This window comes from Xanthomonas phaseoli pv. dieffenbachiae, from assembly GCF_008639345.1.
GTDB lineage: Bacteria > Pseudomonadota > Gammaproteobacteria > Xanthomonadales > Xanthomonadaceae > Xanthomonas > Xanthomonas phaseoli.
On sequence record NZ_CP041380.1, the window covers coordinates 4,807,350 to 4,825,053 of the forward strand.

Annotated in this window: 8 protein-coding genes, 2 pseudogenes and 1 riboswitch; of the genes and pseudogenes, 4 read left to right on the forward strand and 6 right to left on the reverse strand. The window is 66.3% G+C overall.

The features are described from left to right. Positions 1–2 precede the first annotated feature (2 nt). A complete protein-coding gene (locus FLG15_RS21360; RefSeq protein WP_057678009.1) occupies positions 3–2,402 on the forward strand; it encodes a GH36-type glycosyl hydrolase domain-containing protein in 2,400 nt (799 codons plus the stop codon). A gap of 92 nt (positions 2,403–2,494) precedes the next feature. Here FLG15_RS21360 and FLG15_RS21365 read toward each other — a convergent pair whose 3' ends face one another. Next, entirely contained in the window at positions 2,495–5,137 is a 2,643-nt protein-coding gene (locus FLG15_RS21365; RefSeq protein WP_150147356.1) for a glycosyl hydrolase 115 family protein, read from the reverse strand. Positions 5,138–5,822: 685 nt separating this feature from the next. Here FLG15_RS21365 and FLG15_RS21375 point away from each other — a divergent pair. Next, entirely contained in the window at positions 5,823–9,275 is a 3,453-nt protein-coding gene (locus FLG15_RS21375; RefSeq protein ID WP_228507658.1) for a hybrid sensor histidine kinase/response regulator, read from the forward strand. Between the two features lie 166 nt (positions 9,276–9,441). On the opposite strand, the gene FLG15_RS21380 is transcribed toward FLG15_RS21375, so the two are convergent. From FLG15_RS21380 to FLG15_RS21395, 4 genes and pseudogenes are all read right to left on the reverse strand, one after another. After that, positions 9,442–10,026 carry a manganese efflux pump MntP gene (locus FLG15_RS21380; RefSeq protein WP_150147359.1) on the reverse strand — a complete coding sequence of 195 codons (585 nt, stop codon included), beginning with the start codon at positions 10,024–10,026 and terminating at the stop codon, positions 9,442–9,444. Between the two features lie 12 nt (positions 10,027–10,038). Further along, positions 10,039–10,200, reverse strand: a riboswitch (yybP-ykoY riboswitch). A 79-nt stretch (positions 10,201–10,279) separates the two neighbouring features. After that, positions 10,280–11,767: pseudogene (locus FLG15_RS21385) on the reverse strand (S41 family peptidase). Positions 11,768–11,919: 152 nt separating this feature from the next. Further along, entirely contained in the window at positions 11,920–13,047 is a 1,128-nt protein-coding gene (locus tag FLG15_RS21390; protein WP_209228242.1) for a helix-turn-helix domain-containing protein, read from the reverse strand. Between the two features lie 113 nt (positions 13,048–13,160). After that, positions 13,161–13,910 carry an IclR family transcriptional regulator gene (locus tag FLG15_RS21395; protein ID WP_057678013.1) on the reverse strand — a complete coding sequence of 250 codons (750 nt, stop codon included), beginning with the start codon at positions 13,908–13,910 and terminating at the stop codon, positions 13,161–13,163. 180 nt (positions 13,911–14,090) lie between these two features. Between FLG15_RS21395 and fucP the strand changes: the two are divergent. Together fucP and FLG15_RS21405 are read left to right on the forward strand one after the other, a co-directional pair. Next, a pseudogene (gene fucP, locus FLG15_RS21400) lies at positions 14,091–15,387 on the forward strand (L-fucose:H+ symporter permease). Positions 15,388–15,389: 2 nt separating this feature from the next. Further along, a complete protein-coding gene (locus tag FLG15_RS21405) occupies positions 15,390–15,749 on the forward strand; it encodes an L-fucose mutarotase (RefSeq protein WP_057678014.1) in 360 nt (119 codons plus the stop codon). A 515-nt stretch (positions 15,750–16,264) separates the two neighbouring features. Here FLG15_RS21405 and FLG15_RS21410 read toward each other — a convergent pair. Further along, positions 16,265–17,587 (reverse strand): L-fuconate dehydratase, encoded by a 1,323-nt coding sequence (locus tag FLG15_RS21410; RefSeq protein ID WP_150147365.1) that lies wholly within the window; start codon positions 17,585–17,587, stop codon positions 16,265–16,267. Positions 17,588–17,704 lie beyond the last annotated feature (117 nt).

Here is a 17,704-nt window from a genome sequence, read left to right on the forward strand (position 1 = left end):
CCGTGTCTGCAACGCCCCACGCCACGTCCGATGCGCTGTCCAGCTTGATGGCGCCCAGCGCCGATGGTGCGCGCTATACGCTCTACAGCCCCACCGCAATGCCCAATGCCGGCGGCTTCCTGTGGAACCGCCGCATGATGGTGCAGCTGACCTGCCGCGGTTATGCCACCGGCCAGTTCATGCAGCCGGAACCATCGAAATACGCGCATGCGCCGATGCTGGAAGCGCGCAATTTCATGATGCCGGAGCAGCCGTACTACGCGCATCACCCCGGTCGGTTCTTTTATCTCAAGGACGAAGACACCGGCGCGTTGTATTCGGTGCCGCACGAGCCGGTGCGCGCGCAGCCGCAAGCGTTCGAGTTCTCTGCCGGCAAGCACGATGTGCGCTGGCGGGTGCGCCATGACGACATCGTGGTGGAATTGTGCGTTTCCCTCCCCACCGACGATGCGGTGGAGCTGTGGGAATGTCGTGTGCACAACGTGTCCGGGCGCGCGCGCAGGCTGAGCCTGTATGCCTATTTCCCGGTCGGCTACATGTCGTGGATGCATCAGTCCGGCGGTTACGAGCCGGGCTTGGGCGCAATCGTCTGCCGTAGCGTGGCGCCGTATCAGAAGGTGGACGACTACTTCCGCCAGCGCGATTTCAAGGATTGCACCTTCCTGCTGCACGAGCAGACGCCGGTGGCCTGGGACGCGCAGCAGATGGCATTCGAAGGCGAGGGTGGCCTGCACGCACCCTCGGCGGTGCAGGCCGAGCAGCTGGGCAACCACGATGCGCATTACGAAACGCCGGCCGCCGCGTTGCAATACCGGCTGACATTGGAAGCCGATGCGGCCAGCGTGTATCGCTTCGCATTCGGGCCGGCCAAGGACGATGCCGAAATTGCCGCATTGCGGGCGCGCTATCTCTCCGAAGCCGGTTTCGCCCAGGCGGCGCGTGAATATGCGGACTATCTGCAGGCTGGCCGTGGCTGCGTGCAGATCGCCACACCCGACGCGGCGCTGGACAACATGGTCAACCACTGGTTGCCGCGCCAGGTGTTCTATCACGGCGACGTCAATCGCCTGACCACCGATCCGCAGACGCGCAATTATCTGCAGGACCACATGGGCATGGCCTACCTGCAGCCTGCCACCGCACGCGCGGCGCTGTTGCATGCCCTGTCGCAGCAGGAGCCCAGCGGCGCAATGCCGGACGGCATCCTGTTGGTGGAAGGCGCCGAGCTCAAATACATCAACCAGGTGCCGCATACCGACCACTGCGTGTGGTTGCCGATCTTCCTGAGCGCGTATCTGTCCGAGACCGGCGATACCAGCATCCTGGAGGCGATCGTGCAAACCCATGACGGGCAGCGCCTGAGCGTGGCCGAGCGCCTGGACGCGGCCATGCAGTGGCTGCTGGACGCGCGCGATGCACGCGGGTTGAGCTTCATCGCCCAGGGTGACTGGAACGACCCGATGAACATGGTCGGCTGGCGCGGCAAGGGGGTGTCCGGCTGGCTGACCGTGGCCACCGCGTACGCGCTGCGGCTGTGGTCGGACATCTGCGCTGCGCACGGACGCAGCGCGCAGGCCGACAGGTTTGGCGAGGCGGTGGGCGCGGTCAATGCCGATGCCAACCGTGAACTATGGGACGGCAACTGGTACGCGCGCGGCATCACCGACGACGGGCTGCGCTTCGGCATCGCCGACGATGTGGAGGGGCGCATCTATCTCAATCCGCAGAGTTTCGCGCTGCTGGCCGGCACTGCCGATGCGCAGCAACGTGCGGCGCTGCTGGAGGCGGTGCGCGAGCAGCTGCACACGCCGTATGGCCCGGTGATGCTGGCGCCGGCATATACGCACATGCGCGATGACGTGGGGCGGCTGACGCAGAAGTGGCCGGGCGCGGCGGAAAACGGCGCGGTGTACAACCACGCGGCGGCATTCTATTTGTACAGCCTGTACCAGATTGGCGAGGCTGACCGCGCCTGGGAGATCCTGCGCGCCTTGCTGCCGGGGCCAACCCGCGAGGATGTACTGCAACGCGGCCACCTGCCGGTGTCGTTGCCCAACTACTACCGTGGCGCGTGGCATCAATACCCGCGCACAGCCGGGCGCTCGAGCCAGCTGTTCAACACCGGCACGGTGGCGTGGGTGTATCGCTGCGTGCTGGAAGGCTTGTTCGGGTTGGTCGGACAGGGCGATACGCTGGCGATCCGTCCGCAGCTGCCGTCGCACTGGCCGCACGCGCGTGCCAGGCGCCAGTTCCGTGGTGCGGACTTCGATGTCACGCTGACGCGCGAGCCGGGCCGCACCGCGATGGAGGTGCGGGTCGATGGCGAGCTCTGTCCGGAACAGCGCATCGGCAACATTGCGCGCGGGCAGGTGTATCGGGTCGAGGTACGGCTGCCCGAATGAGTCCGCGGGCCATCGCCGCCTCAGCGTTGGCGGCGGCGATGGCCGGCTGAAAGCGCCAGAGCGCGCTCGCGACGCGCTCCAGGTGGCGCGCGTCAGCGTGCCGGCGCAGGCCCCAGATAGGACACAGGCACCGGCACGGTGCTCAGCACGAGCTTCTCAAGGACGATGTTGTCGTCGATCCGGAAGACCTTGATCGTGTGCCGACCCTTCGCCAGCGTGCCCATCTGCGCCGATACGAACACCGCATTGTCCCGCACCGCGGTTGCCCAGGCTTTTTCGGCGGGCGTGTTCTGTGCCCCGCCGGTGGGGTGCAGTTCCCAATTGACGGTGGTCACCGGACCGTCGTCGATGGAGACGCCGAGGCGGAGCGGCCCGCGGTTGGACGTGTCCAGTGTGGGCGCAAGATACAAGCCGAGCGTCGCAGGGCCCGGCGTGGTGACGACCACGTCGTACTCCACTGCGACACGGTCTTCGGCCGTGGTGGCAGGCTGCCCCTGCGGCAGCGCGACCAGGGCGCCTTGGGTACGTCCCAGCGCGGGGATCGCGGTCCATTGCAGCCCCTTGTTGGCGATGACCCGCGAATACCTGGGCGCTTCGAGCGATAGCACCCCTGGCGTTTGCGGGGCCGGCGGGGCGAACGCGATGGAGCGCGCGATCCGGTCGGGCGGCGTGTCGCCGCCAACGCGGCTGATCGAGGGCATGGACTGCTGGGTCGGGTCGTTCCAGATCACATAGCTCATGTGGACCTGGTTCATCATGCCGTCCCATTTGCCGCCGTTGATCGTGTGGTAGCGCTGTGTCAGGGCTTTGTCGCGCTCGAAGGTGGTTTCGACCATGTCGGCGAAGTAATTGGCACGTGCATCGTTGCGTGCGGCCAGGCGCTTGTTCCATGCGGCCGCGTAATAGAGCTGGTAGAGATTGGACACTGCCGCGATCGGGTATTCGATCAGCTGGTAATAGGCGTCTTGCTGGTCGGCAGGCAAGCTTGCCTTGACGCCGAGCATGCGCTGCTCGAGCGCCTGCCATTGCGCCACGATGGCGCCGAACTCACCGCCATCCAGCTCGGCTGGCGCACCTTCGCCCAGGGCGAAGCTGTCCTGATCGACCAATTCCGGCTTTCGCCGCTCAACCAGCATGCTGTAGCGGGTGATCAGCTCTCCGATGCGTGCGGCATGCGCGGCGTCGAACGATTCCTGCGCCCATTGCTGCGGGTACGCCGCAAGCGCGCCGGGCGTCATCGCTTCCGGATTCCAAGCCATCTTCAGGAAAAAACTCAGTGGATATTCCATCGGCTTGATATCGCCGACGTTGACCACCCACAGTTGCCGTGCGCCGCGCTGATAGGCCAGATCCATCTGCTGCCAGATCTTTTCGACCTGATTGGTATTGATCCATTTGTAGTTGCGCGGCACCCCCACATAATCGAAGTGGTAGTACACGCCATACCCGCCGGCGCGCTGCAGGTCGGTGACCGGAAGACGGCGGATCTGGCCCCAGTTGTCGTCGGAAAACAGCAGCGTGACATCGTCGGGGACCTGCATTCCGTGGTCGTAGTAGTCCTGCACTTCCTTGTAGAGCGCCCACACCTGCGGCGTCTGCGCAGCCGGCGCTTTCGTCACATCGGCAATGATGGCGCGCTGGTCCGCCACGACCTTTTCCAGTAGATGGCTGGCCGTGTTCTCGGCCATCGGTTCGTCGCCATCGCCGCGCATGCCGACCGTCACCAGGCTGTCGTAGCGCTGGCCGCCGCCCTTGGACATCATCCGCGCGATGCCGCCCTTCCAGAACGCACGCAGGTTGGCGGCATTGCGGGTGTAGTCCCAGGCACCGCCGCTGTTGGGGATGCTCTTGAGATGCCACTCCTTCTGCGCACGCATCATCGGCTCATGATGGGAGGTGCCCATGACGATGCCCATCTGATCGGCCAGCACCATGTTGTTGGGATCATCGACATTGAATGCCTTGCCCCACATCGCCGGCCACAGATAGTTGGCCTTCATGCGCATGCCCAGCTCGAAGACATGCGCGTACATCTTCGCGTTGACGCCGCCGAATTTCTTCATCGCCCAGCCCTTCAAGGCAGGGTCTTCGTCGTTGATGAAGAAGCCGCGGTAGCGCACCTTCGGCGCATCGGACACGCTGCCGCGGGTGATGAACAGGTTGGAGCGATGCGCCGTTGCGACGTCGGCAAACCAGTACCACGGCGACACGCCAATCTTCTCCGAGACATCGTAGGTACCGAAGACCGCGCCACGGCGATCGGCGCCGACGATGACAAGCGCCCGACCGATCTGCGGCGTGGGGCGATCGACGACAATCTGCGTGTACGCCTCCCAGCGCTGCAGCAGGGCGCGCCTGTCGATTTTGCCGGCGGCGATGAGCGCGTCGATGATCGGGCTGTGGCCGAGCGTGCCCACGATCACGGCCGCTCCGCGGACGCCTGCCAGATCGGTGCTCACGCCACTGCTGTGGCCGGCAACCCGTTGCAGGTCGGCCGCGAAATTGTCGGCCACCGATCGCACGGCGGAATCGGCCGAGGCATCGACCACGACCGTGGCCGGCAGCTCCGAGCGGATCAGCGCAAACGCACCGGCGCTGTCGCGTTCGCACACCGACACCGGCGTGGTACACGCCCAGGCACCGTCGGCGGCGAAAAGGCCGGCAACGATGATCAGCAGGGATCGCACGCCCGACGGCGCAATGGACGAGGTCTGGCTTCTGGCTTGAACGGACATGGGCTCTCCACACCTGCGGTGCTGGTTTCTGGATGGGTGCGACACACGGATCGACTGCACTGCCAGGCGACGGGCGCGGCCGATGCACGCATCGGTATGCGCGGCGCCTGCACGCCGGGACGCATTCCATCGCGTGGTGATGAATGCGCATCGCGGTGGCTGCCGTCGTTGCACTGCAATAGTCAATCGCATCGCGCGGTGGCGCAGGCGATAGCGATGCGGGGAAGAGGCATTGCTGCAATGCAAAACGCCATCGCGCAACGAAACGCTTGGAGCATCGTCCGATTCAAGGTGGACAGACAGTATGGTGTGTTGGCGCTAACATCAAGCCTGGAGTCCGCAGGTCGTGTCTGTCGCTTGCATGTGTTCGCCGATCGCGGCGCTGGCAGCGGTGCGATTCGACGGTGCTGGCATGGTGGAACAGGCCACGGGCGCCGCAGCGGTGGTCGCACACCAACCACGGATATGCCCGCAGTTCGCGCGGGCATGTGCGCGCGTCTTCGATGCCAATGCCTGGCAAGGTGCCGGCCGCGGATTCCCCAAGGCCTTGCTTAGCCCGGCAGGGTTCGTGGCGCATGCCGATGCAACCCACGGCCGACGTCGCCCGGCCCGGATGCTGCGCCTGCAACGCCAACGTGCGCGACTGCGTAAACTCCACCGCTGGCGCTGCGCCACGTCGGAGGACATGTTGGTCTCGAGCTGGATCCTGTTGCTGGTGTCCCTGGGTTACGCAGCCCTGCTGTTCGGGGTGGCGTGGTGGGGCGATCGCCGTCCGCTGTATCCGGAGCGGCCGTGGCTGCGGCCGGCGGTCTACAGCCTGGCGCTGGCGGTGTATTGCTCGTCGTGGACCTTCTACGGCGCGGTCGGCTCGGCGGTGCGCAATGGCATCGGCTACCTGCCGATCTACCTGGGCCCGCTGCTGTTGCTGCTGTTCGGCTGGCGCATCATCGAGCGGCTGGCACTGATCGCGCGCGCCGAAAATACCGTTTCCATCGCCGATTTCATCTCCTCGCGCTACGGCCGCTCGCGCCGGCTGGCCGCGTTGGTGGCGGTGATCGCGCTGATCGGCATCGTTCCGTACTTGGCGCTGCAATACAAAGCGGTGGCGATGAGCCTGGAAGTGTTGACCGGGCATAGCAGCGCCGGGCGCGGCATCTTCGCCGACCCGGCGTTGTATGTGGCATTGCTGATGGCCTTGTTCGCCACCTTGTTCGGCACCCGCCAGGTCGACGCCACCGAACACCACCGCGGCATGATGCTGGCGATCGCGCTGGAGTCGGTGATCAAACTGGTTGCCATCGTGGCGGTGGGGCTGTTCGCATGGCTGTGGTTGAGCGAGCACCAACTGCATATCGCCGATTCGGCGCGCACGCTGTTCGAGCACACGCCGTCGGTGGGCTTCATTTCGCAGACATTGCTGAGTTTTCTGGCGGTGATCTGCCTGCCGCGCCAGTTCCATGTGGCGGTGGTCGAATGCAGCGATGTCGGCGATATCCGCCGTGCGCGTTGGTTCTTCGGCGCCTATCTGGTGATCATCTCGGCGATGGTGGTGCCGATCGCCTCGGCGGGCATCGCGTTGTTCGGCAAGGGCAGTGCGGTGGTCGACGATGCGGTGGTGCTGGCCCTGCCGCTGAGCCAGGGCAACACGGTGCTGGCGCTGGTGGCGTATGTGGGCGGGTTTTCCGCGGCCACCGGCATGGTGATCGTGGCCAGCATCGCGTTGGCCACCATGGTCAGCAACGACCTGGTGATGCCGGTGCTGCTGCGTCGCCGTGGCAGCGCCGATGCGCGCGCGGCGGTGGCCTCGCGCGTGTTGTGGATCCGACGTGTTGCGATCCTGCTGCTGGCGCTCATTGCCTACGGATATCACCGCAGCGTGGCCAACGACACCACGCTGGCCGCGTACGGATTGATGGCATTTGCCGCGGTAGCGCAATTTGCGCCCGGTGTGATCGGCGGGCTGTATTGGCGTGGCGCCAGCCGCAAGGGCGTGGAGACCGGCATGGCGCTCGGCTTCATGACCTGGATCTACACGCTGCTGCTGCCGGCGGCCACGCGCGCCGGCTGGCTGCAGGCGGACTGGCTGGTGGACGGGCCGTTCGGTATCGCCTGGCTGCAGCCGCAGCAGCTGTTCGGCATGCGCGGCTGGGACCCGCTGGCGCATGGCACGTTCTGGTCGCTGCTGATCAACGTGGGCGCGATGATGCTGGTCTCTGCGCGCTGGCGTCCGGGCGTGGACGAACGCCTGCGTGCCGCGCCGTTCCTGGATCCGTACGCGCAGCGCCCGGCGGTGGCCGGCGAGTGGCCGGGGCATGTGCGGGTTGGCGACCTGCAGGCGCTGGCCGAACGCGTGGTGGGCGAGCGGCATGCGCGGCGCGCGTTCGTGGAGCAGGCGCAATTGCTGGAACGCGAACTGCAGCCGACGGTGGTGGCCGACCGCGCCTGGGTGCAGTTCACCGAACGCCTGCTGGCCGCCTCCATCGGCGCCGCCTCCGCACGCCTGGTGCTGACCAGCCTGTTGCGCGGTTCGGGCATGGAACTGGGCGAAGTGGTGGCGGTGCTGGACGAAGCCGGCCAGGAGCTGCGCTTCAATCGCGAGATTCTGTCCACCACGCTGGAAAACATCAGCGCCGCGGTCAGCGTGGTCGACCCGGACATGCGCTTGACCGCCTGGAACCGGCGTTATCAGCAGTTGTTCGGCTATCCCGATGGCATGTTGTACGTGGGCCGGCCGGTGGCCGACCTGATCCGCTACAACGCCGAGCGCGGCGAACTGGGCGAGGGCGATATCGAAGACCAGATCGATCGCCGGATCCGGCATATGCGCGCCGGCTCGCCGCATGTGTTCGAACGCACCCGCAGCGACGGCAAGGTGATCGAGATGCGCGGTCAGGCGCTGCCGGGCGGTGGCTACGTCACCAGCTACAACGACATCACCGACTACAAGCGCGCCGAACGCGCATTGCTGGACGCCAACGAAAATCTGGAGCAACGCGTGGCCGATCGCTCGCGCGAGGCCGAGCTGGCGCAACAATCCAAGACCCGCTTTCTGGCAGCCATCAGTCACGACGTGTTGCAGCCGCTCAACGCTGCGCGCCTGTTCGCCTCGGCCTTGCGCGAGAGCCTTCAGCACAACGAAGAGCAACGGCATCTGGCCGAACGCGTGGATGCCTCGCTGCGTGCGGCCGAAGAATTGCTCGACGGCCTGCTCGACGTCTCGCGCCTGGATGCCGGTGGGTTGCGTCCCACGGTCGAGGATTTCGACGCCAGCGCGCTGATGCACGAGCTGGCCGCGCAATACGCGCCGGTGGCAGCCAGCCGTGGTCTTCGGCTACAGGTGCATGTGCGCGCGATCTGGGTGCGCAGCGACCGCCGCCTGCTGCGCCGGGTGATGCAGAACTTCCTGGCCAATGCGTTGCGCTACACGCGCCAGGGCCGCATCGTGCTGGGCATGCGTGGGCGCGGGCAGCAGGTGGAGCTGCAGGTGTGGGACACCGGCCCGGGCATTCCCGAGCACCACATGCGGCAGATCTTCGAAGAATTTCGCCGCTATCAGCAGCCCTTCGATTGGGGCGAGCAGGGTCTGGGCTTGGGTCTGTCGATTTGCCAACGCATCTCGCGCCTGCTCGACCACGACCTGAGCGCGCGCAGCCAGGTCGGTCGCGGCAGCATGTTCTCGATCCTGTTGCCGCGTGTGGCGCCGGTTCCGGTGGCACCGCTGTTGCCGGTGACGGCTGCACGTGCATCTCCCAGCGGCGATTCGCTGGCCGGCCTGCGCGTGCTGTGCGTGGACAACGACCGCGAAATTCTCGATGGCATGCGCGCGCTGCTCGGCCGCTGGCAGGTGGAAGTGATCACCGCCAGCACCGTGGACCAGGCGCTGGAACGTGCGCGCGAACAGCCGGACCTGATGCTGGTGGATTACCACCTGCACGACCGCATGGATGGCCTGGACACGCTCGATGCCGTGCAAGCCGCCGCGCCGGCGCCGATCGCCGGCGCCCTGCTTACGGCCGACGGTCGCGACGAACTCAAGCAGCTTGCGCGCGAACGCGGGTATCGGTTGCTGACCAAGCCGGTGAAGCCGGCGTCGCTGCGCGCGTTCCTGAGCGCCTACCACGATGCAAAGACACGCTGACAGGTGCACCTGTGCATCGCGACATGCGGGGATGCACGCCGCAGCGATCACGCATTCCATGATGCCGATCGCGTGCGGTTCGCACGCCCACGCAGCGTAGGAGCGCACCCGGGCGCGATGGCGGCTTTACCAGGAAAACCCGCCGCGCCCAGGTGCGCTCCTACGGCTACGCCGCACCGCCCAGGTGCTCGTAAAGAATCACGCTGCCGACGATCACCAGGATCAATCCACCCAGGATTTCGGCGCGCTTGCCGATCAGATTGCCGAGCGCGCGGCCCAGCATCACGCCGGCAGTGACCATGCTGAAGGTGCACAGGCCCACCACCACCGCCACCACGCCGATGTGCACATCCAGAAACGCCAGGCTGACGCCGACCGCCATCGCATCGATGCTGGTGGCAAAGCCGGTGGTGGCCAAGCCCAGCAAGCCATGCCGTTTTGGCGTCTCGGAGGCTGCATCTTCGGCATCCTCCGGCCCGTTGCGCAGGCCGGCCACGATCATGTGGGTCCCCAATGCGCCCAGCAGCACGAAGGCGATCCAGTGATCGTAGGCAGACACATAACTGGCTGCGGCACGGCCCAGCAGCCAGCCGATCACCGGGGTGATCGCTTCGATGCAGCCGAAGATCAGGCCGGCGCGCAGTGCATCGCGCCACTGCGGCTTGCGCATTGCCGCGCCCTTGCCGATCGCCGCGGCGAACGCATCGGTCGACATCGCAAAACCGATCAACACAATGGAAAAAGGAGACATCGACACTCTCGGGTTGGGCACGGTCACAACGGCATGCGCCCGCGCCAACCGTCGTCGTGCACGCATGCCGCTGGTCTCGCCAAACCGAAACTGGTTGCCTGCACCACGGCGCACTGGCCGAGTATGTTGATGCAGGCGCTTTCGATGCACGAAAGCAGGCTACTCCCCAAGGGGCGCGCAGTGTACCAACGCATTGCCGCGTTCGGTGCGTTTGCACTGCACGCGAAGGTCGGTCTGATCTTTATAGCCGTGGCTATGCGGGCGCATCCTGGTCGCCCTGCGGCGGTGTTCCATCACCCCGCAGCAAGGCGCGCACCACGTCCATTTCCGCGTCGCGACCGTCTTGCAGATCCTGCGCCGTGATGTGCACGGGCACATCGGGCAATACGCCGCGATCCGGTTGGGCGCTGATCGGAAACTGCCCAACCACTGGCAGGTCCACTTCGATCTGCGAGTTGGGCAGATGCAGGAAGAAAAAAGCACTGCCGTTGATGCCACGCAGGTTGCCGCCGGTGGGCTGGCCGACCAGCGTGGCCAGGCCGTTGCGCTGCACCTGTTGTGCAAACTCGAAGGTGGCCGAGCTGTTCTCGGCACTGGTCAACACGAAGACCTGGCCGGCGAAGTGCGGCGTGCGCAGTGGCAGGTACGCTTGCGCCGCTGCGCCGCGTGGAGAATCGAGTGCGTAGAAACGCGCGTCGTAGGCGCGCGCACGCGTGCCCCAATCGCGGAAGGAGCGATCCCAGGTCGTGACAGACGATGCCAACGCATCGGGCAGGCGCCGATAGCGCACCAAGTTGCGCACGGGCGGCACGGCCACTTCGCCTGCGGCCAGATAACCAAGCAGCACGCTGCCCACATCCAGCCCGCCCTAGTTGCCACGCAGATCGATCACCAGCGCACGCACGCGGCGCTCGGCAAGGCGAGCGAAGCTGCGCGCCAAGAAGGCGTGCCAGTCCCAGCGGCTCTCATAGAGCGCCCAGTCCGGCATGCGCAGGATCGCCAGATCGGTCGAGTCCATCGTCAGCGTCCATGCCGGTGCTGCGCTGTCGCGTGCACGCTGGGGCGCCATTGCATTGCGCTGCGCCGCGTCGATGCCGCTGACCCGCAGCGCGCGTGGCGCGTTCGCTCCCGGCGTGCGGACCTGCAGCATCGGGTTGGCGGAAATCTGTGGGAACAGCATCGGCAGGTACACATCGAATGCCTCGATGCGTGCAAACCCCTGCAGCTCCATCTGGGCAACGCGCTTGGCATCGTTGCTGCCGTCCGCGCGTGCCACGCTCATCAGGGCCGCCAGAATCTGCGCGCTGGCAACGCCATCGATCGACAGCACTTCAGTGCCGGGGACCAGGCCGGGCTGATCCGAGCCATTGCGGCTGATGACCATGCGGCCTTGCAGCCAGCGGAAGTGAAACGGGAGCAGCCGCTCGCCGGGGAACAGGGCCTGCTGGATCGGCGCGGGTTGATTGACGAAATTGGGGAAGCTGTGGCCGCAGCGCACGCTGGCTGTCAGGCGCGAAATGGCCAGATAGGCCTGGCCGAGCGTGGCGCCGTGTGCCAGTTCGGCGCGCAGCGCGGCGAAGCGTTGCGCAACCTGCGGCTCGGTAGCGTAGCGGTACAGGCCCGGATGCAACGCCGCATAGGCCTGTTGAAGCACATCGACATCGGCCAGCAGCGCCGGGCCCGACAGCGGGCTGTCCCTGCTCAACGGCGGCGTTGGCGGGGCGGCCCACGCCGGGCACATGGGCAAGCACAGCACGCACCATGACAGGACGCGCCACAACGGCAATGGGTGGGGGCGGATGCGCGGGGACATGGCAACTCCTTGGCAAGAGTCGAGACAATTCCCAACCGCACGGCGGCATGCGCCTCAAATGCCCAATCGCCAAGCGATTTTCAGGATATGGGACGTTGCGTGCGCCGGTAATCGCTGGGCGTGCAGCCAACCTGCGCCCGAAACACCCGGTTGAAGCTGGCCTTGGAGCCGAAGCCGACCGCCAGCGCGATGGACAGGATGTCCTCGTTGCCCGCCAGCAAACGCCGTGCCTCGGCAATGCGCAGCGCGTTGACGAAGGCGCTGAAGCTCAGCCCCAGCCCCTCGTTGAGCGCTCGCGAGAGGTAATTGCTGTTGGTGCCAATGCGGCGCGCCAGCTCGGGCAGGGTGAGGTTCGGCTCGCGCCACCAGCCGTGCGCGCCGACTTCGGCGGCGACGCGTTGACCCAGTGCCTGCCAGTCCTTCTCCGGCGCCGCGGGCTGTGGGCAGGCGGGCGCGGGCAGGTCCGACACAGGCATTTGCGGGTCCAGCATCTGCGCCGCGTCGCGCTGCGGATAGTGCGCGCGCGCATGTCGCCAACCTTCCAGCCCCAGGTAGTAGACCAGGGCGGCGGTGGCCAGATACCGCGGGAACTCGTCGAAGTACGACAGGCGATGCCATAGGCGGTCGCTGGCGGTAAAGCCCAGCCGCAACGCCACCAGCAACGAAGCGGCCAGCAGAAAGCCGCGCAGCCACGGCAGCCGCAGTTCCTCGCGCGCGCTGCTGTGGTGCTCCAGCCAGCGTTGATAGGCCAGGTACTCGCGCCAGGCCAGCGCCAGGTACACCGCCAGCGAGGCCAGCACCAGGGCATCTTGCAGCGGGGCGATCCAGGGTACCTGGACAGCGGCGTTCCAGGCCCACTTGCGTTGCAGCGGCCAGGTGAACAGCCAGGTGTAGTAAGCGCCTTGCAGCAGCGCCGGCAGCAGATGCAGCGCCCAGCGCGGTGGCAACTGCTGGCGTGCCAGTTGGCGCACGTAGAGCCACACCAGCGGGCCGATGGCCAGCTCCCAGAACAGCGGTGCGTAGGTAAGGTCCGGGTAGGCGTCGTAGGCGCCGGCATAGCCGAGCGTGTAGGGCGTGATCAGCGCCACCACCACCAGCAGCAACGCCGCCAGGCAGCGGTTGGCGATGCGGTTGACCGACGTCAGCAGCAACAGGCCCGCACCGAGCACGCCATGCGCGCTGCCGAGCAGCAGGATGGTGCTCCACATCCCGAAGGTGATGCTGGACATGCGATCCCGCGTGGTCGATCGCGCCGAGTATAGAGGCCAACGGCGGCGGCGCCGTTCCGGCCACGGTGGCGCGGCCTTCGCTCGGTGTGCGGCTAGTGCAGCGCGCCGGAAATCTCGGCGGTTGCCGCGCACAGGGCCTGCAACGCCGCTTGCGGGCTCACCAGCGCAGGGCGCCGTTCGATGAAGGGCACCGTGAGCGTGTAGGTGGCGCTGCCGCGTTGCAGGATCGGGGCAGTCAGGTCGACCACGCCCACCACCGCCTCGCTGGGCTGCATGGCATAGCCATCGCGGCGCGCCTGCGCGGCGGCGGCCAGGAACTGCGCGCGCTCGAACGGCACATCGCTGGCCTCGAGCATGTCCAACCAGCGCGCCTGCACCTCCGGCTGCTGGAAGGCGAACAGCACCAGCCCGGAGCTGGAATGCGTCAACGGGCGACGATGCCCCGGGCGTACCACCAGGCCCAGGTCGCTGGGCACGTCCATTTGCGCGATCACCACGATCTGGTCGCCGGACGGCGCAACCAAGTGGCACGGCTGGTAGATCGCATCGGACAGGCGCCGCATCACCGGCAGTGCGGCCTCGCTGATGCTCTGCACGTGCGGCTGCTGCATCCCGAGCATGAACAAGCGGTTGGTCAGCACGTAGTCGCCTTCGCCATCGCGGGTGAGGTAGCCGCGCTCTTCCAGCACCTGCAGCATGCGGAAGATTTCCCCGCGCGAGCGCCCGATGCCCTGCGAGATCGCGCCCATGCTCATCGGCTGCGCCTGGCGGGCGAGCAATTCCAGGATGTCCAGCCCCTTGTCCAGGGCGGGTGCGCGGTACTTGGCGGGTGCGGTGCTCATCCGTTTGCGGGTCCAGGCAAGGTGCGGCGCGCCAGGGTACAGGCATCGCAGGCACGGCGGCGGTGGAAGTCTCTTCGTGCAAATATAAACAAAGATTTTATATCTGCATGGCGCTGGCCTGCGCAGTACGCTCGCTCGATTGCAACGCAAGCGCCACAGCCTTGGGAGGGGAACGGTCGCATGCATCACAGTGACATTGCCGCGTCGCCGCGCGGCAACCTGGCGCGCACCGCCATGGTTCCCCTGTTGTTGATCGTCAGCCTGTTCTTTCTATGGGGCATGGCCAACAACCTCAACGACATCCTGATCAAGCAGTTCAAGAAGGCGTTCGAGCTGACCGACCTGCAGGCCGGGCTGGTGCAGAGCGCCTTTTACATGGGCTATTTCGTGTTTGCGATGCCGGCGGCGATGTTCATGCGCCGCTACAGCTACAAGGCCGCGGTGGTGCTGGGCCTGCTGTTGTACGCATGCGGCGCGTTCCTGTTCTATCCGGCCGCGCAAGTGCACACCTACTGGCTGTTCCTGCTGGCGCTGTTCGTGATCGCCAGCGGGCTGGCATTCCTGGAAACCACGGCCAACCCGCTGGTGACCGTGCTAGGTCCGGCCGATGGCGCGGCGCTTGAACCTTGCGCAGGCGTTCAACCCGCTGGGCTCGATCACCGGCGTGCTGGTCGGCCAGCATTTCATCTTCTCCGGCGTGGAGCACACCCCGGCCGAGCTGGCCGCGATGGCGCCGGCCGCGCGCGAGGCGTTTTTCGCCACCGAATCGGCAGCCGTGCAGACGCCCTACCTGATCATCGGTGCGGTGGTGGTGCTGTGGGCGATCCTGATCGCGCTGGTGCGCTTTCCCAGCGGCGCGCCGGAGGCAGGCACCGGCGCCGCGCCCAGGCGCGCACGCTTTGGCGAATTGCTGCGTAACCGCCTGTTCGTGTTTGCGGTGGTGGCGCAGTTCTTCTACGTGGGCGCGCAGGTCGGCATCTGGAGTTACCTGATCCGCTATCTGCAGGACGCAGTGCCCGGCACGCCGGAGAAGACCGCTGCGACCTATCTCACCATCTCGCTGGTGCTGTTCATGGCCGGCCGCTTCATCGGCACCGCGCTGTTGCGCTATCTGGCACCTGCCAAGCTGTTGGCAAGTTTTGCCGTGATCAATCTGGTCCTGTGCGCGGTGGCCATCGCACTGCCGGGGTGGACCGGCTTGTATGCACTGGTGGCGGCGAGCGTGTTCATGTCGGTGATGTTCCCGACCATTTTTGCGCTGGGCCTGGACGGCATGCACGACGATGCCCGCAAGCTGGGCTCGTCCATGCTGGTGATGTCCATCATCGGCGGTGCCCTGCTCACGGCGGTGATGGGCGCGGTGTCGGATATGGCCGGCATCCACTGGGCGATGGTTGTGCCGGGTGCGTGCTTTGCGGTGATTTTGTCGTTCGCGTTGCGCGCCCGTCGCGTGGCGCCCGTGGTTGCAGGAGCCTGAGCATGCCGCGTCTTTGCTATGTGTTGGACCTGCACGACGATGCGGACTTGATCGCCGAATACGAGCGCTGGCATCAACCCACCGAGGTGTGGCCGGAAGTGGTGGCTTCCCTGCAGCAGGCCGGCATCCAGGAACTGGAGATCTTTCGCAGCGGCGACCGGTTGGTGATGCTGATGCAGGTCAGCGAGGACTACGATCCGGCCGCCAAGGCCGCGCGCGATGCAGCCGACCCGCGTATCCAGGCATGGGAGCAGTTGATGTGGCGGTTCCAGAAACCGCTGCCCGGCAGTGCGCCGGGCGAGAAATGGCGGCAGGCCGGGCGGATCTTTGCGCTGAGTGAGGCGATCGACGCGCAGCGCTAAGAGCGCCCTCATCCGCCCTGCGGGCACCTTCTCCCGCAGGCGGGAGAAGGGCGTGCTCCGCGTTGGGCCAGGCGTGGCGGGTTTAGGCAGCCAGCCATTGGTTGTTCTGCACGGCCGAAAGCTCAGGCCCAGACGTGTCAATCCGAATTGCCGAGCGGTCCCGGACCGCTTCCTTCTCCCGTGCGCGGGAGAAGGGTGTGCTCCGCGTTGGTCCAGGCGTGGCGGGTTTAGGCAGCCAGCCATTGGTTGTTCTAGAAGGCCGAAAGCTCAGGCCCAGACGTGTCAATCCGAATTGCCGAGCGGTCCCGGACCGCTTCCTTCTCCCGCGCGCGGGAGAAGGGCGTGCTCCGCGTTGATCCAGGCGCGGCGGGTTTAGGCAGCCAGCCGGTGGTTGTTCTAGAAGGCCGAAGCTCGGGCCGAGACGTGTCAATTCGAATTGCCGAGCGGTCCCGGAACCGCTTCCTTCTCCCGCGCGCGGGAGAAGGTGCCCGAAGGGCGGATGAGGGGACGCGCGCTCAGGTCTTCGCGCTGGCCGCCAGATCCTCTACCCAGAAGCGTCCGCCCGGATAGCTGAACTCCGCGATCGAGGCGGCGTGCATTTCTGCGGAGAAGCCCGCCGCTTCCGGGGCGAGATAGCGGCCGTGGCGAATGCGCACCGGGTCCAGGAAATGCTGGTGCAGGTGGTCGACGAACTCGATCGCGCGGTCTTCCATCTTGCCGGTGATGGCCACGAAATCGGCCATTGCCAGATGCTGCACCAACTCGCACAGACCGACACCGCCGGCGTGCGGAAACACGCGCACGCCGAACTTGGCGGCCAGCAGCAGGATGGCGAGGTTCTCGTTGACCCCGCCCACGCGCGCGGCATCGATCTGGATCAGGTCCACCGCACCGGCCTGCAGCAACTGCTTGAACACCACCCGGTTCTGCGTGTGCTCGCCGGTGGAGACCGGCACCGGCGCGATGCCTTGGCGGATGGCGGCATGGCCGAGCACGTCGTCCGGGCTGGTGGGTTCTTCGATCCAGGCGATGTCGAATTCGGCCAGCTGGCGCATCCAGTCGATCGCCGGGCCCACGTCCCAGCGTTGGTTGGCATCGACGGCCATGGCGATGTCCGGGCCGATCGCTTCGCGTGCCAGGCGGCAGCGACGGATATCGTCGCGCACGTTGGCGCCGACCTTGAGCTTGATGGTGCGGAAGCCGTCGGCCACCGCTTCCTTGGCCAGCCGCACCAGCTTTTCGTCGGAGTAGCCGAGCCAGCCAGGCGAGGTGGTGTAGGCGGGGTAGCCCTGTTCGATCAGCGTGGCGATACGTTGCGCGCGCTGCGGCTGCGCATTGCGCAGGATCGCCAGCGCCTCGTCGCGGGTGAGCACGTCGGTGAGGTAGCGGAAGTCGATGGTGTCGACCAACTGCTCGGGCGTGAGTTCGGCAATGAAGCGCCACAACGGTTTTTTCGCCGCGCGTGCGGCCAGGTCCCATGCGGCGTTGATGACAGCGCCGATGGCCATGTGCATCACGCCCTTTTCCGGGCCCAGCCAGCGCAGCTGCGAATCGTTGGTGAGCCGGCGCGCGAACGCGCCCAGATCGGCGATGACGTCTTCCACCCGCAAGCCGACCACATGCTCGGCCAGTGCTGCCACCGCAGCGGTCTGCACGTCGTTGCCGCGGCCGATGGTGAACACCAGGCCGTAACCGGCCAGGTCATCGGCCGCATCGGTGCGCAGCACGACGTAGGCCGCCGAGTAATCGGGATCGGGATTCATCGCGTCCGACCCATCCAACTCGCGCGAGGTGGGGAAGCGGACGTCGTGGGTTTCGAGGGCGATGATGGTGCGCATGAAAATCCTGGGCGGTGAAGGGTGGAAGAAGAACGGACCGACAAGAACGGAAACAGGGAATTGATCTAGCCCATCTCCTATCGGGAGAGGGGTTGGGGTGGAGGGTGCGAACGCGTA

Bases quoted from the DNA above. Each gene is read 5' to 3' on its own strand.
- FLG15_RS21365 (WP_150147356.1), bottom strand. From the start codon at position 5,137: ATGTCCGTTCAAGCCAGAAGCCAGACCTCGTCCATTGCGCCGTCGGGC.
- FLG15_RS21375 (WP_228507658.1), top strand. From the start codon at position 5,823: ATGTTGGTCTCGAGCTGGATCCTGTTGCTGGTGTCCCTGGGTTACGCA.
- FLG15_RS21380 (WP_150147359.1), bottom strand. From the start codon at position 10,026: ATGTCTCCTTTTTCCATTGTGTTGATCGGTTTTGCGATGTCGACCGAT.
- FLG15_RS21390 (WP_209228242.1), bottom strand. From the start codon at position 13,047: ATGTGGAGCACCATCCTGCTGCTCGGCAGCGCGCATGGCGTGCTCGGT.
- FLG15_RS21395 (WP_057678013.1), bottom strand. From the start codon at position 13,910: ATGAGCACCGCACCCGCCAAGTACCGCGCACCCGCCCTGGACAAGGGG.
- FLG15_RS21405 (WP_057678014.1), top strand. From the start codon at position 15,390: ATGCCGCGTCTTTGCTATGTGTTGGACCTGCACGACGATGCGGACTTG.
- FLG15_RS21410 (WP_150147365.1), bottom strand. From the start codon at position 17,587: ATGCGCACCATCATCGCCCTCGAAACCCACGACGTCCGCTTCCCCACC.